General features: G+C 72.7%; 17 protein-coding genes and 2 pseudogenes. 10 read left to right on the top strand and 9 right to left on the bottom strand.

Annotated elements, in window-relative coordinates; translation table 11 throughout:
• Window positions 1–116: 116 nt before the first annotated feature.
• A pseudogene (locus ACIBU0_RS04910) lies at window positions 117–245 on the top strand (sarcosine oxidase subunit beta); the annotation flags it as partial.
• Between the two features lie 195 nt (window positions 246–440).
• On the opposite strand, the gene ACIBU0_RS04905 reads toward ACIBU0_RS04910, so the two are convergent.
• The 3 genes from ACIBU0_RS04905 to ACIBU0_RS04895 all read right to left on the bottom strand — a co-directional run bounded on the left by ACIBU0_RS04905 (window position 441) and on the right by ACIBU0_RS04895 (window position 3670).
• Complete coding sequence (locus ACIBU0_RS04905; protein ID WP_398811668.1) at window positions 441–1673, bottom strand: serine hydrolase domain-containing protein; 1233 nt, start codon at window positions 1671–1673, stop codon at window positions 441–443.
• A gap of 66 nt (window positions 1674–1739) precedes the next feature.
• Window positions 1740–3089: an MFS transporter gene (locus ACIBU0_RS04900; protein ID WP_398811666.1), complete on the bottom strand. Its 1350-nt coding sequence runs from the start codon at window positions 3087–3089 to the stop codon at window positions 1740–1742.
• Window positions 3086–3670, bottom strand: a complete 585-nt coding sequence (locus ACIBU0_RS04895) for a TetR/AcrR family transcriptional regulator (RefSeq protein WP_398811664.1) — start codon at window positions 3668–3670, stop codon at window positions 3086–3088. Before ACIBU0_RS04895 ends, ACIBU0_RS04900 begins: the two co-directional genes overlap by 4 nt.
• Before the next feature lie 90 nt (window positions 3671–3760).
• Between ACIBU0_RS04895 and ACIBU0_RS04890 the strand changes: the two genes are divergently transcribed.
• The 3 genes and pseudogenes from ACIBU0_RS04890 (at window position 3761) to ACIBU0_RS04880 (ending at window position 4782) form a co-directional block, all read left to right on the top strand.
• Window positions 3761–4210, top strand: a complete 450-nt coding sequence (locus tag ACIBU0_RS04890) for a PPOX class F420-dependent oxidoreductase (protein WP_398811661.1) — start codon at window positions 3761–3763, stop codon at window positions 4208–4210.
• A gap of 36 nt (window positions 4211–4246) precedes the next feature.
• Window positions 4247–4372, top strand: a pseudogene (locus tag ACIBU0_RS04885) (VOC family protein); the annotation flags it as partial.
• Between the two features lie 68 nt (window positions 4373–4440).
• On the top strand, window positions 4441–4782 hold the full coding sequence (locus ACIBU0_RS04880) for a VOC family protein (protein WP_398811658.1): 342 nt from the start codon (window positions 4441–4443) through the stop codon (window positions 4780–4782).
• On the opposite strand, the gene ACIBU0_RS04875 is transcribed toward ACIBU0_RS04880, so the two are convergent.
• The 3 genes from ACIBU0_RS04875 to ACIBU0_RS04865 form a co-directional block, all read right to left on the bottom strand.
• Window positions 4748–5914, bottom strand: coding sequence for a glycosyltransferase (locus ACIBU0_RS04875; protein ID WP_398811656.1), 1167 nt, complete (start codon window positions 5912–5914; stop codon window positions 4748–4750). The two genes, ACIBU0_RS04880 and ACIBU0_RS04875, sit on opposite strands and share 35 nt — an antisense overlap.
• A 70-nt stretch (window positions 5915–5984) precedes the next feature.
• Window positions 5985–7310 (bottom strand): nucleotide sugar dehydrogenase, encoded by a 1326-nt coding sequence (locus ACIBU0_RS04870; RefSeq protein WP_398811653.1) that lies wholly within the window; start codon window positions 7308–7310, stop codon window positions 5985–5987.
• 6 nt (window positions 7311–7316) lie between these two features.
• Window positions 7317–8777, bottom strand: a complete 1461-nt coding sequence (locus ACIBU0_RS04865) for a glycosyltransferase (RefSeq protein WP_398811650.1) — start codon at window positions 8775–8777, stop codon at window positions 7317–7319.
• Between the two features lie 152 nt (window positions 8778–8929).
• Here ACIBU0_RS04865 and wecB point away from each other — a divergent pair, with 152 nt between their 5' ends.
• The 4 genes from wecB to ACIBU0_RS04845 are packed head-to-tail and all read left to right on the top strand — an operon-like array spanning window position 8930 to window position 14670.
• Window positions 8930–10018: a non-hydrolyzing UDP-N-acetylglucosamine 2-epimerase gene (gene wecB / locus ACIBU0_RS04860; protein ID WP_398811647.1), complete on the top strand. Its 1089-nt coding sequence runs from the start codon at window positions 8930–8932 to the stop codon at window positions 10016–10018.
• Window positions 10011–10658, top strand: a complete 648-nt coding sequence (locus ACIBU0_RS04855) for a class I SAM-dependent methyltransferase (protein ID WP_398811644.1) — start codon at window positions 10011–10013, stop codon at window positions 10656–10658. Before wecB ends, ACIBU0_RS04855 begins: the two co-directional genes overlap by 8 nt.
• A complete protein-coding gene (locus ACIBU0_RS04850; protein ID WP_398811641.1) occupies window positions 10658–12490 on the top strand; it encodes a hypothetical protein in 1833 nt (610 codons plus the stop codon). Before ACIBU0_RS04855 ends, ACIBU0_RS04850 begins: the two co-directional genes overlap by 1 nt.
• On the top strand, window positions 12487–14670 hold the full coding sequence (locus ACIBU0_RS04845; protein ID WP_398811638.1) for a glycosyltransferase: 2184 nt from the start codon (window positions 12487–12489) through the stop codon (window positions 14668–14670). Before ACIBU0_RS04850 ends, ACIBU0_RS04845 begins: the two co-directional genes overlap by 4 nt.
• A gap of 66 nt (window positions 14671–14736) precedes the next feature.
• Here the strand turns inward: ACIBU0_RS04845 and ACIBU0_RS04840 are convergent, their stop codons facing one another.
• Both ACIBU0_RS04840 and ACIBU0_RS04835 read right to left on the bottom strand, forming a co-directional pair.
• Window positions 14737–16077, bottom strand: coding sequence for an MFS transporter (locus ACIBU0_RS04840; RefSeq protein WP_398811635.1), 1341 nt, complete (start codon window positions 16075–16077; stop codon window positions 14737–14739).
• 191 nt (window positions 16078–16268) lie between these two features.
• On the bottom strand, window positions 16269–16934 hold the full coding sequence (locus ACIBU0_RS04835) for a TetR/AcrR family transcriptional regulator (protein ID WP_398811633.1): 666 nt from the start codon (window positions 16932–16934) through the stop codon (window positions 16269–16271).
• Window positions 16935–17102: 168 nt separating this feature from the next.
• Between ACIBU0_RS04835 and ACIBU0_RS04830 the strand changes: the two genes are divergently transcribed.
• Window positions 17103–17999, top strand: coding sequence for a shikimate dehydrogenase (locus ACIBU0_RS04830; protein WP_398811630.1), 897 nt, complete (start codon window positions 17103–17105; stop codon window positions 17997–17999).
• A 114-nt stretch (window positions 18000–18113) separates the two neighbouring features.
• Entirely contained in the window at window positions 18114–19892 is a 1779-nt protein-coding gene (locus ACIBU0_RS04825) for a bifunctional sugar phosphate isomerase/epimerase/4-hydroxyphenylpyruvate dioxygenase family protein (RefSeq protein ID WP_398811628.1), read from the top strand.
• A gap of 5 nt (window positions 19893–19897) precedes the next feature.
• Here the strand turns inward: ACIBU0_RS04825 and ACIBU0_RS04820 are convergent, their stop codons facing one another.
• Window positions 19898–21343 (bottom strand): membrane-associated oxidoreductase, encoded by a 1446-nt coding sequence (locus ACIBU0_RS04820; RefSeq protein WP_398811625.1) that lies wholly within the window; start codon window positions 21341–21343, stop codon window positions 19898–19900.
• Window positions 21344–21864 lie beyond the last annotated feature (521 nt).

Below are 21864 nucleotides of genomic sequence, written 5' to 3'. Positions count from 1 at the left end.
GCTGCGCCCGGAGGCCAACCGCGTATGACCGAAGTCCAGCCGGCCGCAGTCGACGAGGACGTCGGCGCGCTCGTGATCGGCGCCCTGGCCGCGGCGGCCGCTGCGCGCGCCTCGTGCAGGGCCCGGCCGTCGGCGAGGTCGTCCGCGACCTGTACCTCGGCCGCGCACCCTTCGTGGACGTCAGCCCCTTGAGCGCCGACCGGTTCGAGGCGGATGCGCTGCGCCCGGAGGCCAACCGCGTATGACCGAAGTCCAGCCGGCCGCAGTCGACGAGGACGTCGGCGCGCTCGTGATCGGCGCCCTGGCCGCGGCGCGCGCCTCGTGTTCCTGATACGGCGGGCGTGGCGAGGCGACGTGTCCCGCCCCCTCGCCCTCGGCGTCCAACACGTCCTCGACGGCTCCCTGCCGTCGGCCCGCGCCCATCAGGCCCGGTGAGGGGTTCAGCTGTCCGTGACCGCCTCGTGCACGAGCCGCTTGAGGTCCTGGAAGACCGTGTGCGAGGTCCTCGGCCGCACCTGCGTCATGAACTGCACCGTCAGGTCACGGCCCGGGTCGACCCAGAACGTCGTGGTCGCCACCCCGCTCCAGCCGTACGTGCCGAGCCCGGCCGGGGACCTCGTGCGGCTCGGGTCGATCACCACGGAGACGCCGAGGCCGAAGCCGAGGCCGTCGTTGCCGGGCTCGTCGTGGGCGGGGCGGCTGCCGAAGGCGCGCAGATCGGCGCCGCCCGGGAGGTGGTTGGACGTCATCAGGTCCACCGTCCCGGGGGCGAGCAGCCGGGTGCCGTCGAGTTCGCCGCGGCGGCGCAGCAGCTCCATGAAGCGGTGGACGTCGTGCGCGGAGGCCGCCAGACCCCCGCTGCCGGACAGGAAGCGGGGGCGGCCGCGCAGCGGGAGGCCGGGGATCGGTTCGATGCCGCCGTCCTCGCTCTCGCCGTACAACTCGGCCAGCCTGCCCGCCTGTTCGTCGTTCACGCAGAATCCGGCGTCGGTCATCGCGAGCGGCCGGAAGATTCGCTCGGCGAAGAACTCGTCGAGCGGCTGCCCGGACACGACCTCGATGACCCGGCCGAGGACGTTGCTGGCGACGGAGTAGTTCCATTGCGTCCCCGGCTCGAACTGCAGCGGCAGGCGCGCGTACACGTCGACCGTCTCGGCCAGGTCGGATCCGGGCACCACCGCCGACTCCAGGTTGGCGTCGCGGTAGAGGGCGTCGACGGGATGCGTGTGGTAGAAGGCGAACGTCAGTCCGGCGGTGTGGGTCATCAGGTGCCGGACGGTTATCGGCCCGCGGGCGGGCCGGGTGACCGTGTCGGCGCCGGATCCGCTGACGTACACCCGCGGCTCGGCGAAGGCGGGCAGGTGGCGTTCGAGCGGGTCGTCGAGCGACAGCTTGCCCTCCTCCACCAGCAGCAGCGCGGCGACCGAGGTGACCGGCTTGGTCATGGAGTAGATCCGCCACAGCGTGTCCGCCCCGACGGGCAGCCCGGCGGCGAGGTCGCGGTGGCCGTGCGTGGTGAGGTGGGCGACGCGTCCACCGCGGGCGACGGACACCAGGTAGCCGGGCAGGCGCCCCTCGTCGACGTAGTGGGCGAGGTGCTGGTCGAGGCGGTCCAGCGCCTTGGCGTCCAGCCCGGCCTCGCCCGGGTCGACCTCTTGTGTCAGCAGTGCCATCGCTCTCCTCCGAATGCGTACGACGAGGACGCGCTCCGGCATACCCAGCCGGAACGGCCTCTGACCTCATCGTCGCGCAGGAACGCGTGTACGGTCCTTCGATTGCCCATGATCGTCGATCGTCGCCACGGGCCGTCCCGGAAGCGCACGGCCCGGCACCGCACCGGCCAGGGCAACGGCGGCGAGGACGGTCAACGGCAGCGCGGGGCCGCCGCCCGACGCCATGAGCGCGGTCGCGGCGGCCACGCCCAGCACCGGGCCGACGTTCATCGCGGTCTGCTGCAGCCCGCCCGCCACGCCTGCGGACTTGACGGCGGCCTCCCGTACGACGACATGGGTCGCCGCCACCATCACGGTGCCGAACCCGGCTCCCACCAGGGCGAACCCCGAGCAGAGGGCAAAAGTGGCGGACGCCCGGGACAGCACGAGGATGCCGAGCGCAAGGGCCGCCATCGCCCCCACGGCCGTACGGCGGGCACCGGACCGGCGCAACAGCACCGCACAACAGGGCGCCGCCACCACCATCAGCAGGGCCAGCGGCAGGCTGCGCAGTGCGCTCTGGAACGGGTTCAGGCCGAGCGTGTCCTGCAACAGGAAGGTGCCGGCGAACAGCGCGCCGGACAGCGCCGCCGACGCGGCCACCAGCATGCCGAGCGCCGAGCCGACGGCCGCCGATCCGACGAGGTCCGGCGGCAGGAGCGGGTCGGCCGTACGGCGCTCGTGCCGGACGAAGGCGACGCCGGTGACCAGGGCGGTCGCGGCCGTCCAGACCCACCCCGGCAGCGCGACGAGGGCGTGGACGAGGCAGGCCAGGGTCACCGCGAGCAGCAGGGCGCCGGGCACGTCGAGCCGGGCGGGGGAGGCGTGGCGCGGGGACCGTACGGCGAGGGCGAGCCCGCCGAACACCAGGGTGGGGACGACGTTCATGAGGAACACCGCCCGCCAGCCCGGCCCCGCCACCAGCGCACCGCCCACGACCGGCCCCACAGCTGCCGCCACCCCGATCGCGGCGGTCCGTACGGCGATCGGCGTCCGCAGCCGGTCGGCCGGGAACGCGGCCCGCAGCATCCCGAGCGTGGCCGGTTGCAACAGCGCCCCGAACACGCCCTGGACGACCCGCAGCCCGATCACCCAGCCGACGCCGGGCACCAGGGCGATGCCCGCCGACGCGGCCCCGAAGCCGAGCATGCCGAGGCCGAAGACGCGGTGGTGCCCGTACCGGTCGCCGAGCCGCCCCGCGAACACCAACAGGCTTGCCACCACGACCAGATAGCCGGTGCTGGTCCACTGGACCTCGGCGAAGGAAGCGCCCAGATCGCGCTGCAGGGCCGGCTGGGCGACGGTCAGGACGGTGCCGTCCAGCGCGACGATCATGGCGCCGACGACACTGCTCGCCAGAGTGAGCCGCGGGTTCATTCGCCCTCCGGCCCGAGGTGTGCGTCCAAGGCCGACCGGAGCAGGGGTACGAAGTCCTCTGCGCCGGTGGCGAGTTGGAGGCTGCCCCAGCCCCACAGCTGGGCGATCCCGTGCAGGTTCGCCCACAGCGCGCCCGCGACGAGCCGGGCGTCCGCGTCGGGGCGGGCGTGGCCGACCAGCTCCACCAGGCGGCCGAAGAGGGGGAGGCTGGTGTCCCGTAGCCCCAAGTGACCGCTCTGCAGCAGATCATGACGGAACATCAACTCGTACATGCCGCGATTGCCCAGCGCGAACTCCAGGTAGACCCGCCCCAGCGTGGTCAGCCGCGCCCGTGGGCTCACCGGACCGTCGCCGTCGGCGGCCGTCGTGCGACGGGCGAGTTCCTCGAAGCCGCGGCGGGCGATGGCCGAGAGCAGCTCCAGATGGGTGGGGAAGTAGCGGCGCGGGGCGCCGTGCGAGACGCCTGCCCGGCGGGCGATCTCCCGCAGGGTGAGGGCCTGGGCGCCCTCTTGGGCGACGAGATCCACGCCGGTGTCGATCAGCCTGGTCCGCAGCCCGGTATCGGGTTCGTGCACTGACATGGACAGTGTCTACCAGGCGTAAGTAGACACTGTCTACTGGTTGTGGCCCCTGGGGGAATGCGCGGACTCCTCGACAGAGTTGATCCAGGCATGACTGAGGACGCCACCCAGAACGCACTGCTCGCGCTGCTCTCCGAGGTCCGGGGCGGGGTGCTGGTCACCCTCAAGCGCGACGGCCGGCCACAGCTGTCGAACGTCAGCCACGCCTACTACCCGGACGAGCGGATCATCCGCGTCTCGATCACCGACGACCGCGCCAAGACCCGCAATCTGCGCCGGGACCCCAGGGCGTCGTACCACGTCACGACCCCCGACCGGCGGGCGTACGTCGTCGCCGAGGGCGCGGCCGACCTCACACCGGTCGCGAAGGACCCGTACGACGCCACGGTCGAGGAACTCGTCCGGCTCTACCGGGACGTCCTGGGCGAGCATCCCGACTGGGAGGACTTCCGGGCGGCGATGGTGCGGGACGGGCGGTTGGTGCTGCGGCTGCGGGTGGAGCGGGTGTACGGCATCCCGAAGGGGGCCAACCAGGGCTGACCGCCGCCAGCTCGCCCAGTTCGCCCTGCCGGAGGACGAGTGCCCGAGCCGAAGACGGTGCAGAACCGGCTGCACATCGACATCCGGCTGCCGGGACACGGCAGCCCCGACGAGCGCTGGGCGCGGATCGCCGCGGAGTCCGAGCGCCTCGTGCCGGCGGGCGCGGCGTCCGCGTGACGGGTCGCGCGCCGCGCTTGCCGTTGTGCGAGCGGCGGGCTTAGCCTCCGCCCGTGATCAATGGGGCGCATGTGGTGATCTATACGCGCGACGCCGAGGCGGACCGTGCCTTCTTCCGGGACGTCCTGCGCTGGCCGTACGTCGACGCCGGACACGGCTGGCTCCTCTTCGGGGCGCCGCCGGCAGAGGTCGCCTGCCATCCGACGGAAGGCGAGCCGGCGCACGAATTGATGCTGATGTGCGACGATCTTGATGCGACGATCGCCGAACTCACCGGAAAGGGCGTGGAGTTCACCCGACCGGTCGAGGAAGCCGCCTGGGGGAAGGTGACCGGATTCCGGTTGCCGGGCGGCGGTGAGGTCAGCCTGTACGAGCCGAGGCATCCGCGTCCCTAGCGACGGATCCGGCCCCCGGTGCGCCCGCCGCCTCCTTCACCCAGGCTTCCAGGCACAGGACGAACTCGGTCGCCCGGTCCGCCCAGTCGAGGTCGCAACGCGCCGCTTCCCAGCCCCGCATGGCCGCGCGCAGGCGCATCTCCGGGTCGGCGCGAAGACGCCGTACGGCCTGCGCCGCGGTGGCCGGGTCCTCGTACGGCACGACGAGACCGCAGCCGTAGCGCTCGACGAGGTCGGCCGCGAGCGGGGTGGGTGTGGTGACCAGGGGCACGCCGTGGGCCATGTACTCCACGGCTTTGGTGGGGCGCGAATGGCGGTAGTTGGGCTGGTCGTGGAGGAGGGAGAGACCGGCCAGGGCCCCGGAGAGCAGGCCGAGGGCGCGGTCGTTGGGCAGGTACCCGTGCCAGCGCAGCACACCGTCCCGGTCGGCCTCGGCCAGCGCGTCCCGCACCTCGGGGTCCGCCGCGCCGATCACCTCGACGCGGACGTCCGGTGCCAGCAGCCGCGCCGTCTCGATGAGCTCCAGCGCGCCCCGCGCCCGGGAGAGGTGCCCGAGGTAGACGACCCGGTCGTCACCCGGCGGCTCGGGCGGGTCCGGCGGCACCGTCGTGAGGTTCGCCACCACGGGATGCGGGCGGCGAAAGCGCCGCTGGTAGGCGTCCTCGGCGAGCAGCAGCCGCAGACGCCGTTCCGCCAGTCGTTCCGCCGACCGCACGGCCAGGCGCAGCGGCGGGCGCAGCGGCGGTGGCACCCAACGCTTCATCACGAGCGCCGCCGCCGTGTCCTCGTGCACGTCCCACACCGTGACCGGGGTGCGTCCCGCACGCCGCCATCGGCGCAGCGTGCCGGGCAGAGCGAGCAGCAGTTCGGGGTCGTGCAGCAGGACGACGTCCGCCTGCGGCCCGCGCTCGGCGAGCAGTGTGCGGGCCGCGCGCAGTGCCGTCCGGCGGTCCCGGCCGGCGGCCCGGGGCAGGTCCACGCCCTCGACGTACGGGCGTGGCGCCACCTCGCGGGCGGCGAACGGCGCGGCGTACACGATCCGGTGGCCGTGCTCCCGCAGCGCGGCGATCTCCCGGTGCAGGATCCGGGCGTCCTCGGGGTGGTGGACGACGGTGACGACGAGTATCCGCATCAGAGCACGCACCTTTCGACTGCCCCGGGATCCACTGCCCCGAGGTCCACTGTCCCGAGAAACGTGCCGGTCACAGCACTTCGACGTCGGGCCGGAAGATCCGCCCCCGGGTGTCGAACAGCAGCCGGGCGGCGTCGCCGAGCGCCGGCAGGTCGTAGGCCGAGTGGTCCTGGAGCAGGATCGTGAGGTCGTGCTCGCGCACCGCCGCCAGGACGTCGCCGACGCGCGGGACGCTCGCCCCGTCCACGGACCACAGCCGCACGTGCGGGTCGTGGAAGGACACCTCGGCCTCCCGCTCCCGCAGCAGCCGCGCCACCGGCACCGCGGGCGACTCCCGCTGGTCCGCCACGTCCGGCTTGTAGGTGACCCCGAGCAACAGCACCCGGGAGCCGTGCAGCGGCCGGCCGGCGCTGTTGAGGAGGTCCTGGGCGCGGCGCACCACGTACTCCGGCATCCGCCGGTTGATCTCCTGGGCGAGCTCCACGAACCGGAACTCGTAGCCGAGAGACGAACGCACCTTGTACGACAGGTAGTTGGGATCGATGGGTATGCAGTGCCCGCCGACCCCGGGACTGGGCCTGAACGCCTGGAAGCCGAAGGGCTTCGTTCCGGCGCAGCGGATCGCGTCCCACAGGTCGACGTGCAACTGATGGCTGATCACGGCCAGTTCGTTGACCAGGGCGATGTTCACATGCCGGTAGGTGTTCTCCAGCAGCTTGGCCATCTCGGCCTCGCGGGTGCCCTTCGCCTGGACGACGGTGTCGACGAGCTTGCCGTAGAAGGCGACCGCACGTGCCGCGCACGACGGGGTGCAGCCGCCGACCACCTTGGGCGTGGTGCGCAGCCCGTGCGTGGTGTTGCCCGGGTCGATGCGCTCGGGCGAGAAGGCCAGGGCGAAGTCCGCGCCGGCGCGCAGCCCCGACTCCTCCAGGAGCGGCCGTACGACCTCCTCGGTGGTGCCCGGGTAGGTGGTGGACTCCAGCACGACGAGCTGCCCGCGCCGCAGCCTGCCCGTCACGGTGCGCACGGCGGACCTCACCGCACTCAGATCGGGGCCGCCGTCCTCGCTGAGCGGGGTCGGCACACAGATCACCACGGTCTGCGCACGGGCCAGACAGGCGTCGTCCGTGTACGCCGTGAAACCGGCCGTCCGCATGCGCAGGACGTCCTCGTCGGAGACGTCGTCGACATGGGAGTGCCCGGTGTTGAGCGCCTCCACGACCCGGGGGTCGCGGTCGAGCCCCACCACCCTCAGTCCGATCGACGCCGCCTCACGAGCCAGCGGCAGTCCGACGTATCCCAGCCCGATCACCGCGAGGTCCACGGTGTCGGGCCGTTCTGCTTCCCCGAGCGTTTCGCTCTCTTCACCGAGCGGTCCGGTCCGGTCGACCTGCATAGGGACTCACCCCGCCTCAAGGCATCCAAGGGCGCGGTACGCGTCACGGGTTGTGGCGGCGACCCGCTGCCAGGTGCGGTCACGCGCGACCATCGCGCGGGCGGCTGCTCCCCACTCTGTCCGCCGCTTTTGACTGTAAATGAGCATTTCGAGTTCATCAGCCCAGGAATTTTGCGATGTGGTGGGAATTAGTCGTCCGTTAACCTCCGGTTCCACCAGCTCCCTGAGCGCGGTGACGTCACTCGCCACCACGGGGACACCGCTCGCCATCGCTTCGACCGGCTTGAGCGGGGTCACCAGATGGCAGACGCGCTCGTCGGTGCGCGGCACCGCGAACACGTCCAACACGGCGTGGAAGTCCCGCACTTGGGCGTGCGGCACCCGGCCGGTGAACAGGGCGGCCCCGTCGTCCAGGCCCAGCCGGGCGGCCAGCTGCTCCAGTGCGGGCCGCTCGGGTCCGTCCCCGACGATCAGCAGCCGTACCGGGACGCCACGCCGGCGCAGCTGTTCACCCGCATGGAGCAATGTGCCGATCCCCTCGTGCGGGGTGAGACTGCCGACGGTGCCGACCACGAACTCCTCCGGCCCGATCCCGAGCCGGGCCCGCACGGGTGCTCCGTCCGGCAGTGGGGCCAGGAACGCGTCGTCCACGGCGTTCGGCACGATGAGGACCCGTTCCTCGGGCACTCCGCGCCCCACGATCTCGGCCTTCATCGCCTCACCCAGCGTCAGCACCAGATCGGCCTCGCGCATGCAGGACGTCTCCAGGGCGCGGCGCGCCCGGTACGTCTCGTCGTCCCGGCTGCGCCCCGGCGCCTGGGTCAGCCAGGTCTCCTCAAGGAAACCCCGCACCTCGTAGACCACCGGCAGCCCGTAGGTCTCCCGCAGGGCGAGCGCCACCCGCCCGTTGCCGTGGTCGGTCGCCGCATGCAGTGCGGCGGGCCGCAGCCGTTCCGTCAGCCGGGCGGCCAGGTCGGCGTTGCGTGCCAGTGCCGCGGCCTGCCCGTACGGCAGGCGCAGCGGCAGCAGCCGGTGCTGCGGCACCCCGCCCACGCGCTGCGACGGTCGGGCGTCCAGCACCCCCTGGGTCACGGGGAAGCCGATCCGGGTCACGACATGCGGGTCCAGCCCCGCCGCCAGCTGCGCCTCGACCAGCTTCTGCGTGCGCACGGTGTAACCGGCGTGCCGGAACGGCAGCCCATTGGTGACCAGATGGAGCACCCGGCCCGGCACCGGGCGGAACGGCCGTCCGACGGGCGCGGGCACCCGCACGGCGGACGGCACCGCCACCGGTCCGGCACTGCGGGCACGCCCGGCGAGCCGCGTCTCGACCGGCCGCAACCGGCGCCGGGCACGCCCCGGCAGCAGACGTACGGCAAGCAGCGCCGCCCGCAACGGGTCCTGGCGCAGTTCGCCAACGGCCACCGAAGCCGCCAGACTGAGGGCGCGAAGAACATATCGGGACATACTGCAACGGTAGGCCGCAACGCCGAGCAACGGCCCACCAACAGCCACTGTCCCGACGACACCGGCCGCGAGGGAGCCGAAGGGGCGCGACACCGGCATGTGGCGCCCCGTAGGCGACCGAGCCATCACAACTGAGGCGGAGACAAGCACCCATGAACGGATGCGTACTCCACGTCGTCGGCACCCGCCCCAACTTCGTCAAGGCCGCACCCGTCGTCGCCGCCCTGGGCACGGCGGGCTGCGCCCAGACCCTCGTCCACACCGGCCAGCACTACGACGAGCGCATGTCGGACATCTTCTTCCGGCAACTCGGCCTGCCCGAGCCCGACACCGACCTCGGCGTCGGCTCCGGCACCCACGCCCGCCAGACCGCCGACCTCCTGACGGCTCTGGAGGACGAACTGACCGCCCGCGCCCCCGCGCTGGTCACGGTGTACGGCGACGTGAACTCGACGCTGGCCGCCGCCCTCGTCGCCGCCAAGCTGGGCGTCCCGGTGGCGCATGTCGAGGCCGGGCTGCGCAGCTTCGACATGACGATGCCGGAGGAGGTCAACCGGCGTCTGGTCGACCAGCTGGCAGAGCTGCTGTTCGTCACGAGCCCCGAGGCCGTCGGCCATCTGGCCCGCGAGGGGGTCGCCACCGAGCGGGTGCACTTCGTCGGCAACCCGATGATCGACACCCTGCTCACCCATCTGGACCGGTTCGACCCGGTGTCCGCCCGTGCGGCACACCGGCTGCCCGAGCGCTACGGCGTCGTCACCCTGCACCGGCCCGCCAACGTCGACGACCCGGAGGCCGCCGCGACCGCCGCCCGCGCCCTGACCGAGGCCGCCCGCCATCTCGACCTGGCGGTACCGCTGCACCCGCGCGGCCGGGCGGCGCTGCGGGCGGCGGGCCTCGGGGACGCGCCGGGCGTCCATCTCCTCGACCCGCTCGGCTACGTCGAGTTCATGAGCCTCGTGCGCGGAGCCGCCGCGGTGATCACCGACTCCGGCGGCGTCCAGGAGGAGACGACCGTCCTGGGCGTCCCGTGCCTGACCCTGCGCACGACGACCGAACGCCCGGTCACGGTCACCCACGGCACCAACAGGCTGGTCACCCACGGCGAGTTGGTGCCCGCCCTGCGCAAGGTGCTGGACGGCGGGTCAGCCGCGCCGGGGGAGGGGCCACCGTTGTGGGACGGCCGGGCGGGCGGCCGGATCGCACACGTCATCACCGGGTGGCTGGAGCGCCATGGCTGAGGACACCCGGCCGTACGCCGACACCCGGACGTACTGGGACACCCGCCACGCCGACCACGACGAGCTCGCCTCCGGCGCGCACCTCGGGCTCGACCGTCCGGGCAACGAGATCTTCTACGCCCAGCGGCTCGGCACGCTGCTCTCCCTCATCGGCGACCTGTCCAGCCCCGCCGCCCCGCTGTTCGTGCTCGACGCGGGCTGCGGCAAGGGCTACTTCGCCCGCGCCCTGGCCCGTTGCGGCCATCGCGTCGACGCCTTCGACACCAGCCCGGCCGCGATCGACCACGCCCGCGCCGAGGGCGGCGGCCCGCGCTACGCCGTCGCCGCGCTCGACGAGTGGCGCAGTCCCTGGCCGTACGACATCGTGGTCTGCGTGGACGTCCTGTTCCATGTACCGGACGACCACGAGTGGGCGGCCGGCCTGCGCAATCTGGCCTCCCTCGTCCGCGTGGCCGGCCGCCTGATCGTCACCGACGAGGACACCGCCGACCGCACCCTGCGCGGTGACCACGTCGTGCACCGCCCGACCGCCGCCTACCGGGCCGAACTCGAGCCGCTGGGGCTGCGGCACGTCCTCTTCAGGCCGTACGGCTTCCGGGAGGACCGGGTCGGCTTCCACGTCTTCACGAGGACCCGCTGATGCGTCTGACCGATCTGCTCCATCCGCACCTCGACGGCGTCACGACGGTGGTGGACACGACCGGCGGCGGCCTGCGCCTGGAGCCCTACCTGCACCTGCCCCCGGGTGTCGTCCTGCACGGCGACGACGGACAACCGGTCGCCGAGGGTGCGCTGGCGCTCCTCTCCTACGGGCCCGACGCCGAGCTGCACGGAAGCGAGGACGCCTGTCGCGCCGTACTGGCACGCATGCGGCCCGGTGCCCGTGCGCTGATCGTGTTCGGCCACCGTGCGGCCGACCTCCCCTACCACCGGCTCCTCGACGCTCTGGTCGCCCACCGCTGCCAGGTGCTGCGCGCGGCACCCCTCGACTACGTTCATCTGCACGCGGGCGCGGTCGTCGCGCGCACCGAGGAGCTCCTGCCACCGCACGACTTCTTCGGCCGTCCCGTGCCGTCCGACGGTCATGCCACGGCCCTGCGGATCGCCGACGAGTACGTCTTCGCCGACCTCGCCTCCCGGTCCCTGCGGGCCCGGGTCCAGGACCTGGAACGGACCGTGGAGGAGGCGGAACGCGCCCGCGGCGCCGCCGGGCAGGACGGGATCACCGACCGGCTCTCCGCCGCCGTACGGGAGAAGGAGCAGCTCGCCGCCGCGCTGCGGGCCGCCCGGGACCGGGTCGACGTGCTGCAGGCGCGCGTGGCCATGCTGGAGGGCTCCACCTCCCTGCGGGTGGGAAAAGCGCTGGTGACGGCGGCGCGGTCGCCGAAGCGGGGCGCGGCCCGGCTGCCGGGGGAGCTGTACGGACTGTGGCGCGGACGGCGCCGCTCGGCCGGGCCGGCACCGCAGAGCGCGCCGAAGGACCGCACCGAACCGGACGCGCCCCTCGACGGCCGTTTCCACCTCGCCCACCGCGCCCTGACGGCAGGACCCCGCGACCGCCTCGTCCTCGCCGGTGTCCTCACCCCCGCCACCGCGGAGGACTTCGCGGCGGACGTGTTCGTCAACCGGCTGCTGCCGCACGACGGGCGGCCATTGGTGCAGCGCACCGACCCCGACGTGCTCGTCGTGCAGCTGAGCGCCTGCACCGGCGGCGGGCCCTGGTGGCTCACCGGTACCGGTCTCGCCCCCGACCTGGACCGCACGCTCGCCGAACTGCTCGCCGAGACAAGGGTGCTGGGTCGGCCGGCCGTGCTGTGGCGGGACGCTCCCGCCTCTGCCGCGCCCGGGCTCGCCCGATTCGCCTGGGACGCCGTCCTCGACGCCGGCACCTGCGTACGGCTGGCGCGGCTCGACCCGGCGGTGGAGGGCCGGGAGCGCCTGCGCGAGGTGTTCCGGGCGGACAGCACCCGGGTACGGCTGTCGCAGCTGGCGCGGTCGGCCGGTGCCCCGGACCCGCTGGACGAGCGGCGCGTCGCCGTGCTGGCCGCGCCCCAAGGCCGCACCGAGGTCGCCCGGCTCGTCGGCCAGGTGCTCGGCCAGCTGCACCGCCCGGCCGAGGTCGTCGTGCCCGATCCGGCGGGACTCGACGAACTCACCGCCGCCGGGGTGCCGGTACGCCGAGGGCAGCCCCTGGCGCCCTGGGTCGCCGACTGGACGGACCTCGCCGAGGACCGGCCCGAGACCCTGCTGCTGGACCTGATGTGCGCCCAGGAGCACTCCGGCGCCGACGCGGTGGGGCACACGCCGACCTCCGACGACTACGTCTTCGTACCGTCGCTGCGCCCCCTGCTGGTACGCCGGTCGCTGCACCTGTCCGGGACGGCGCCGGACACGTGGGCGGCCCAGGGGCACCGTCTGTTCGCCGTGCGCGGGAAGGGAGCCGTCATGAGCCGCATGGGGGAGCCGTCATGAGCCGCACGCTGCGGGCGCTCGTCTACGGCGACGTGGACCTCAACCTCATCGACGGTTCCGCCGTGTGGGCCCAGTCGACGGTGCAGGCCCTGTCCCGCGCGGGTTGTGCCACCCGGCTCGTCCTCAAGTCCCCGGTGCGCACCGGCCGGTTGACCGATCCGCTGGCCGGGCTCCCCGGGGTCACCCTGGTGTCCCCGCACGAGGAGCGGCTGCTGCCGGGCCTGGGCGGCCGGCCCCTGTCGCCGGTGCAGGCCGCACAGGCGCTCGCCCGGCTGGACGAGGACGACCCGTGCGATCTGCTCGTGCTGCGCGGCCGGCGGCTCGTCACGCAGAGCGTGGCCGACGGCCGGTTCGACGGGCGGATCTGGGCCTACCTCACCGACATCCCGCAGTCGGCCGCCGAGATGACCGGGGCGGCCCACGCCGACCTCACCCGCATCGCCCGGGCCGCGCACCGACTCCTGTGCCAGACCGAGGAGTTGCGCTGCCTCCTGGAGACCTGGGTGCCCGAGGCGTGCGGCAAGTGCGTGCTCAGCCCGCCCGCCGTGCCCGAGCCGGGCTTCGAGCCGGCGGACCAAGACGGGCCGCACGATCCGCTGCGGCTCGTCTACACCGGCAAGTTCGCACCCCGGTGGAACACCCTGCCCATGACCCGGCTGCCGGAACTGCTCGCCGAACGCGGTGTCCCCGCCGAACTGCACACCGTCGGCGACAAGATCCACGACGACCCCGGCCACCCCGGCTTCCGGACCGACATGGCGCGGGCGCTCGCCGGTACGCCCGGCGTCCGCCATCACGGCGGCCGGCCGCGCGAGGAAGCCATGCGCATCGCCGCGGACTGTGATCTCGGTCTGGGCTGGCGGGACCCCGTGCTCGACTCCAGCCTCGAACTGTCCACCAAGGTCCTGGAGTTCGGCGCGCTGGGCCTGCCCGTGGTCCTGAACCGCACCCCGGCGCACGAGGCGTTGCTCGGCGCCGACTACCCGCTGTTCGTGCCCGGACGCGCCGGACTCGACGACGCCGCCGACACCGTCGCACGGGCCGTCCGCGAGCCGCGGGCGCGGCGTCTCGCGGCCGACCGCTGCCGCGAGGCCGCCCGGCACCACACCCTGGACGCGGCGGCCGCCCGCTGGCGTGCCCAGCTCGCACGGGCCTTTCCCGCCGCACCCGGCGAGGTGCTCGCCCGTGCGCGCCCCCTGCGCGTGGGTGTCGCGGGTCACGACCTGAAGTTCCTGACCCGGATCCTCGACCACTTCCGTGCGCTGCCCGGTCTCGACGTACGGGTCGACGCCTGGCCGGCGCTGTCCCGCCACGATCCGGACACCAGCCGGGAACTCGCCGACTGGGCGGACGTGGTGGTCGTCGAGTGGTGCGGTCCGGCCGCCGTCTGGTACAGCCGCCACAAGCGGCGCGGCAGCCGGCTCGTCGTACGGCTGCACCGCTTCGAACTGGACGCCCCATGGCCCCGCCAGATCGACATCGACGCCGTCGACCGGGTGGTGTGCGTCAGCCCGTACTACGCCCGCCGCACCCGCGAGCACACCGGCTGGCCCGCCTCGAAGGTCGTGGTGGTGTCGAACTGGGTGGACACCGACCAGCTGGACCGGCCGAAGGCACCCGGCGCCCACCACCGCCTCGGCATGATCGGCATCGCGCCCAGCCGCAAACGCCTCGACCTCGGCCTCGACGTACTGGAGGCGCTGCGCGCCCGGGACCCGCGCTGGCATCTGTCGGTCAAGTCCAAGCCGCCCTGGGAGTACTGGTGGATCTGGAACAAGCCCGAGGAGCGGGCGCACTACGACGCCGTGCTGCGCCGTATGCAGACCTCGCCGCTGCTCGACGGGGCCGTCGTCTTCGACGCGTTCGGGCCGGATGTGGCGGGCTGGCTGCGGCGGGTCGGGCATGTGCTGTCCACCAGTGACGACGAGAGCTTCCACCTGGCGCCCGCCGAGGGCATGGCGTCGGGTGCCGTGCCCGCACTGCTGCCGTGGCCCGGGGCGGACGAGATCTACGACCGGCGGTGGATCCACGACGGCCCCGAGGCGATGGCGGAGGCGATCGCCTCGCTCGGGGAGGACGGCTGGCGGTCCGCCGGGGAGCTGGCCCGCACGCAGGTACGGGAGGGTTTCTCCGTGGAACGGGTGACCGAGGCCTGGACGGAGCTGCTCGTGTCGGGGTGACGCGCGAGTCCCCGGAGCCGTCGGGGCATCCGGGGACTCGCCAGGGGGCGCAGGACCGGCGCGGGATCAGGCCGTCACCGTCTCCGGCTGTGCGGCCTCCCGGTGCGCACGCTCGCCGAGCTGCTCCGTCGGGATCCTGGCGGTCTCGCGGGCGGAGAGGGCGGCCACGACCGGCGGCACGCACAGGGCCGCCGTGAACAGGGCCACCGCGGACCAGTCGTCGCCGTTCGGGCCCGCGATCTGTGCGGCGAAGGTGACCGCGAAACCGGCCACGGCGAAGCCGATCTGGGTGCCGATGGCCATCCCGGACAGCCGGACGCGGGTGGAGAACATCTCGCCGTAGAAGGAGGGCCACACGCCGTTCGCGGCGCTGTAGACCACTCCGAAGGTCACGATGCCCAGCAGCAGGGTCAGCGGGTAGGAGCCGGTGGAGATCGACCACAGGTAGCCGAACATCGTCAGCGCGCTGCCCGCCGCGCCGATCAGGTACACCGGGCGGCGCCCGATGCGGTCCGACAGCGTGGCCCACAGCGGGATCGCGGCGAGGGCGACCAGGTTGGCGAGGGCGCCCACCCACAGCATGGAGGACCTGCTCATCCCGACCGCGTCGCTCGTGGCGTACGACAGCGCCCACACCGTGAAGATCGTGCTGACCGAGGCGACCAGCGCGCCGCCGATCACCCGCAGCACATCCGCCCAGTGCTCCCTCAGCAGCACGGCGAGCGGCATCTTGGCGACACCCTCGGTGGCGGCCTGCTGCTCGAAGGCGGGCGTCTCCTGAAGCTTGCGGCGGATGACATAGCCGACGACGGCGACCGCGATGCTCAGCCAGAACGGCACCCGCCAGCCCCACGAGAGCAGCTGCTCCTCCGGCAGCGCGGCGACCGGGATGAAGATCAGGGTGGCCAGCAGCTGTCCGCCCTGGGTGCCGCTCAGCGTGAAGCTGGTGAAGAAGCCGCGCCGGTGCGGTGGCGCGTGTTCCAAGGTCATCGAGTTGGCGCTGGCCTGCTCTCCGGCCGCCGAGATGCCCTGCAGCACACGGCACAGGACCAGCAGGACGGGCGCCAGGGTGCCGACCTGGTCACGGGTCGGCAGACAGCCGATCAGGAACGTCGACACGCCCATCAGGATCAGCGTGAAGACCATGATCTTCTTACGGCCCATCCGGTCGCCGAAGTGACCGAGGAACAGCGCGCCGACGGGCCGGGCGGCGTACGCCACACCGAACGTGGCCAGCGACAGCAGGGTCGCGGTCGCCGGGTCGGACTCGTCGAAGAAGACCTCGGGGAAGATCAGCGCGGCCGCGCTGCCGTAGATGAAGAAGTCGTAGTACTCCAGGGCGCTGCCGATCCAGGCGGCCATGGCCGCTTTCTTCGGCTGGCCGGCGGGGGTGTCGGGGACGGACACAGGGGTGCTCCTTCGAGGGGTCTCCACCATACGGAGGAGTGAGCGGAGAGAAGAGGCGCCGGATCCCTGGGGTGACGGGTCGGCCGAGCCGGGAGCTACCCGGCTAATGAACCCACTGGATAGTTAGTAGCGGATGGCTACGGATGTTGCGCCCCCGTTTCCCGGGTGTCAAGGGGATGTGCCGGACGACTTCAGTCCGCCGCGCGCTCCGCGGTCAGGTAGGCGATCACCATGTCGCCGAGCATCGCGCGGTAGTGCTCGCGCTGCGCCGGATCCACCAGGTCACGGCCGAACAGGGCGCCGAAGGTGTGCCGGTTGGAGACCCGGAAGAAGCAGAAGGAACTGATCATCGCGTGCAGGTCGACGGCGTCGACGTCGGCCGTGAACAGGCCGGACTCCTGCCCCGACGCCAGGATCCGGCGGATGACGTCCAGCGCCGGTGAGCCGATCTTGCCGAGCTTGGCGGAGGCGGCGATGTGCTCGGCCCCGTGGATGTTCTCGATGCTGACCAGGCGGATGAAGTCGGGGTGCTGCTCGTGGTGGTCGAAGGTCAGCTCGGCCAGGCGCCGGATGGCCGCGACCGGGTCCAGATGCTCGACGTCGAGCTGCTGCTCGGCCTCCCGGATCACGCCGTACGCCCGCTCCAGCACGGCCGTGAACAGCTGCTGCTTGCCGCCGAAGTAGTAGTAGATCATCCGCTTCGTGGTGCGGGTGCGGGCGGCGATCTCGTCGACGCGGGCGCCGTCGTAGCCGGCGCGGGCGAACTCCTGCGTCGCGACGTCGAGGATCTCGGCCTGGGTGCGGGCGGCGTCACGGATCCGTCCGCCGTTTCGTGCCGGCTCTTCGACGCTGGTCATCGGCTTCCTTCGGCGAGGGGTGGACGCTCCCCGGTGGCCCACCCGCGTGCCGGTGATTGTAGAAGCCCGCTCGCCCCGGGTGGCCGGACGGCCTTCCCAATCCCGGGTGCCGCCTGCTATGACTAACTCACCAGTTCGTACATTAGTGAGCCGCTCAGGAGGTCCCCGGTGGCCAAGGACGCCAAGGACTCGTATCTCGTCGGGCTGATCGGGTCGGGCATCGGCCCCTCGCTCAGCCCCGCGCTGCACGAGCGGGAGGCCGACCGGCAGGGTCTGCGCTATCTGTACCGGCTCATCGACATCGACGCCCTCGGCGTCCCGCCCGGGGCGGTGGGCGACCTGGTGCGGGCCGCCCGTGATCTGGGCTTCGACGGGCTGAACATCACGCACCCGTGCAAGCAGCTCGTCCTCGGGCACCTGGACGCGCTCGCCCCGCAGGCCGAGGCGCTGGGCGCGGTGAACACCGTCGTCTTCGAGGACGGCCGGGCCGTCGGCCACAACACCGACGTCACCGGCTTCGCCGCGTCCTTCGCGCGCGGGCTGCCCGACGTGCCGCTGGAGCGGGTCGTGCAGCTGGGCGCCGGGGGAGCGGGGGCGGCGGTCGCCCACGCCATGCTGACGCTGGGCGCCGAGCGGATCACCGTCGTCGACGCGCTGACCGACCGGGCCGCCGATCTCGCCGGGGCGCTGAACCGGCACTTCGGCGCGGGGCGCGCTGCCGCGGGCACGGCGGATCAGCTGGGCCGGCTGATCGGGTCGGCCGACGGGATCGTGCACGCGACGCCCACCGGGATGGCCGCGCATCCGGGGATGCCGTTCTCTGCGGAACTGCTCCATCCCGGGTTGTGGGTGGCCGAGGTGGTCTATCGGCCGCTGGAGACCGAGTTGCTGCGCACCGCGCGTGCGGTGGGCTGCGCCGCTCTGGACGGGGGCGGGATGGCTGTGTTCCAGGCCGCGGATGCGTTTCGCCTGTTCACGCGGCGTGAGCCGGACAGTGTGCGGATGCTGGCGGACATTGCCGAGATGGTCGGCGTCGTCGAGAGCTCGGCGGGTTCGGAGGTATGACTGCTGCGGGCCGTCCGTGGTTGCTCGCGCCCACGCGGCGGAGCCGCAAATCGATACAGCCCCGCGCCCCTGACGGGGCGCTGCAGTAACCGGCAGCTTGAAGGAGCAGGTCCCATGCGTACATCCATCGCCACCGTCTCCCTCAGCGGATCCCTCACCGAGAAACTGACCGCCGCCTCCCGGGCCGGGTTCGACGGTGTCGAGATCTTCGAGAACGACCTGCTGGCCAGTCCCCTCACACCTGAGGAGATCCGCGCCCGCTGCGCCGACCTCGGTCTCACCATCGACCTCTACCAGCCGATGCGGGACATCGAGGCCGTGCCCGCCGACGAGTTCGCCCGCACTCTGCACCGGGCCCGGCACAAGTTCGAGCTGATGCGGCGGCTCGGTGCCGACACCGTGCTCGTCTGCTCCAGCGTGCACCCGCTCGCCGTGGACGACGACGCGCTCGCCGCCCATCACCTGCGCCGACTCGCCGAACTCGCCCAGGGCTTCGGTATCCGGGTGGCGTACGAGGCGCTGGCCTGGGGGCGGCACGTCAACACGTACACGCACGCCTGGCGGATCGTCGAGGCCGCCGATCATCCCGCGCTCGGCACCTGCCTGGACAGCTTCCACATCCTCTCCCGCGGCTCCGACCTCAAGGGCATCGAGGACATCCCCGGCGAGAAGATCTTCTTCCTCCAGCTCGCCGACGCCCCGCTGCTCGCGATGGACGTCCTCCAGTGGAGCCGTCACTACCGCTGCTTCCCCGGGCAGGGCGGATTCGATGTGGCGGACCTTGTACGCCGTGTCTTGCACACCGGATACGGTGGTCCGCTCTCCCTCGAGGTCTTCAACGACGTCTTCCGGCAGTCCGAGGCCGGCCCGACCGCCGTCGACGCTCACCGCTCCCTGATCGTGCTGCAGGAGACGGTCGGTCTGGTGGCCCCACCCGAGCCTGTCGTCCCCACCGGCGTCGCCTTCGCCGAACTGGTCACGCCCGACGCCGAACCGGTCTCGGCGCTGCTCGCCGCCCTCGGCTTCACCCGTACCGCGCGGCACCGCAGCAAGCCGGTCGACCTCTGGCATCAGGGCGAGGCCCGCGTCCTCGTCAACACCGCGGGCGCCGCCCGCCGCGACGGCACCGGGCTCGCCGCCATCGGCCTGGAGTCACCGGACCCGGCCGCGGCCGCCCGCCGTGCCGAGGCCCTCCTGTCCCCCGTCCTGCCCCGCCGCCGCGCCCTGGAGGACGCCCCGCTCGACGCGGTCGCGGCACCCGACGGCACGGAACTGTTCTTCTGCGCGACCGACCGGCCCGGGCTGCCCAACTGGCGCGCCGACTTCACGGCCGTCGCACACGAGCCCGGCACCGCCGGCGTGCACCGCATCGACCATCTCGCCCTCACCCAGCCCTGGCACCACTACGACGAGGCGACCCTCTTCCACCGCAGCGTCCTCGGCCTGCACGCCCAGGAGAGCGTCGACGTCGCCGACCCGTACGGCCTGATGCGCAGCCGTGCCGTCACCAACGCCGACGGCAGCGTGCGCATCGCCCTGAGCGTCGGCGCCGCCCCCACGGACGACACGGTGCACGCCCAGCACATCGCGCTGGCCACGGACGACGTCGTCGCCGCGGCGCGCCGTTTCCGGGCGGCGGGCGGACGGCTGCTGTCGATCCCGGCCAACTACTACGACGACCTGGCGGCCCGGTACGAGTTCCCCGAGGGCGAGCTGGAGGCGTATCGCGAGCTGGGCATCCTCTACGACCATGACGCGTACGGCGAGTTCCGGCACTGCTACACCGTGACCGTCGGCCGCGTCTTCTTCGAGCTGGTGCAGCGGGACGGCTACCGGGGTTACGGAGCCCAGAACGCGCCCGTACGGCTGGCGGCACAGCACAAGCTGCCCTGACTGACCTACTGGCGGTTGACGGTCCGGGTCACACCGGCGATGACGGTCGTGGCCAGGATCCAGCCGGTGAGGACGAGGACGTACGACAGCCACTGCTGCCCGTCCTGCGGGGCGAACGCCGTTTCCTGGCCGAAGGAGATCACCGGCAGCAGCAGGTCGAGTGTGTAGAAGACCGGGTTGAAGTGCGGTGCCTCGTCCGCCTTGAGCGGTGGGGGCGCGTGCACCGCGAAGGTGACCGAGCCGACGGCCAGCAGGGACAGCAGCCAGCCCAGGGCGCGCATCGGCCGGAAGCCGTAGCCGACCGTGGCGTCCTGGACATGGCCCCACAGACGGCCGTACCAGGGCAGCGTGGCGTGGTGCCGGCGCTGCTTGGCGAGCTGGACGAGGCGGGCGGCGTGATCGTCGCCGGTCCGCCGGTAGGCGGCGGTCAACTGCTCGTATCCGTGCGGGTCGAACGTGTCGTCGTCCCGGCTCAGCATGGGCAGTCGGCGCTCGGGCGGCACGTGCGGGGTCAGGGAGGTGTAGGTGAGGTCGAGGATGCGGACCTGGTCGGGCAGCATCTCCGGCTCCAGGTTGAGGTGTTCTATCTGCGAGCGGCGCAGGTTGAGCATGCCCTCGACCGGCGGTCCCTTGCGCAGCCACACCTCACCGATGACACAGCTGCTCGCCCGCATCGCGGTGCCGCCGGGGTTGGACAGCCTGCTGTACAGCAGGTCGAGCCGACCGGGGATGCGGGCGCCGCGCAGGTCGACGCGGCCGTGGGCGGTCAGACGCCTGGCGAGGAGGTTGGCGCCCAGGTCGAGGGCCTCGGCGTCGACGACGTTGCCGCCGGGGTTGCGCACAGTTGCGTCCTCCAGGTCGAGCGAGCCCGCCACGGTGGCGCCGTCCAGCCGGATCCGGCCCTGTACGCGCAGGTGATGGGCGCACACGTCGTCGTCGACGGAGACCTGGTTGAGCTGGAGTGCGGGCTGCACGGCGTCGCCGACGGTGATGTGCGCCTGATCGATGAAGAGAGCGCCCGCGATCTGCGCCCCGTCGACCCGCACGGCCCCCTCGAACCGGCAGCGCGTCAGCCGAAGGCTGCCGTCGATCCGGGAGCGCGTCATCGACAGGCCGGGCAGCTCGGAGTCCCGCAGGCTGACGTAGCGCAGCTGGGCACCGACGAAGTCCGGGGTCTTCTCGAACCGGCAGTGGGTGAGGTGCAGGACACTGTCGACGGTCGCGTACCGCAGGTCCAGCAGCCCGGTGATGTGCGCCCCTCTGACCTTCAGGGCCGCGATCTCCCCGGGCTCCCGGGGGCCGTCCAGCAGCAAGGCCCGCAACACCCCGGCGCGAAGGGTACGTCCGGGTGCTCCTTCCGGCTCGGCCCCCTCACGGAAGTCCACCTCCGCGCCCTTGGCGAATGCCTGCCACACCCGCAGCTCGGCCGGCGTCAGATCGTTGATCTCCATCAGCGGGGACTCTGACGCCGGCCGCCGGACCTGTCAACTCGCCGTCGGCCCGTTCAGGAGGACCCGCCCGTCGGCCGCACCGTCCGCCACGCCGCGAACGCGCTCGCCCCGCGGTGAGGAACCGGTAGGACTGCAGGCGCCGGCCCGCCGTCAGGGCGAGCCGTCACCGACCGGTACGGCGATCGAGGCGCTCACGCTGCCGAGTGACGTACTGCGGTCTGTGTTGGCCGGGTCATGGGACGAGCTGGCGATGCGTGTCGCGGACAGGGCGCGGCGGTCCGTACGACCCCTGCTGCGGGGCGGCGCCGAGGGCTGGACGGAAGTGACGGAGTCCGGCCTGCACTACCCCCAGACGGACAGTCTGGCCGGGCTGGCCGTGGTGGCACCGCTTGCCTTCTTCGCGACCCGCCTCGCGCCGACCCGCACCATCCCGTTCAAGTACTCCTTCGACGACCACGGGCCGGGCCACTACGTCAACGCCCTCGCTCCGCCGGGGGCGTTGAGCGAGTTCGGGGACGTGC

Source organism: Streptomyces sp. NPDC049627 (assembly GCF_044465645.1).
GTDB lineage: Bacteria > Actinomycetota > Actinomycetes > Streptomycetales > Streptomycetaceae > Streptomyces.
Note: the sequence above shows the minus strand (reverse complement) of the source record. Positions and strands in the feature narration are given on the sequence as shown.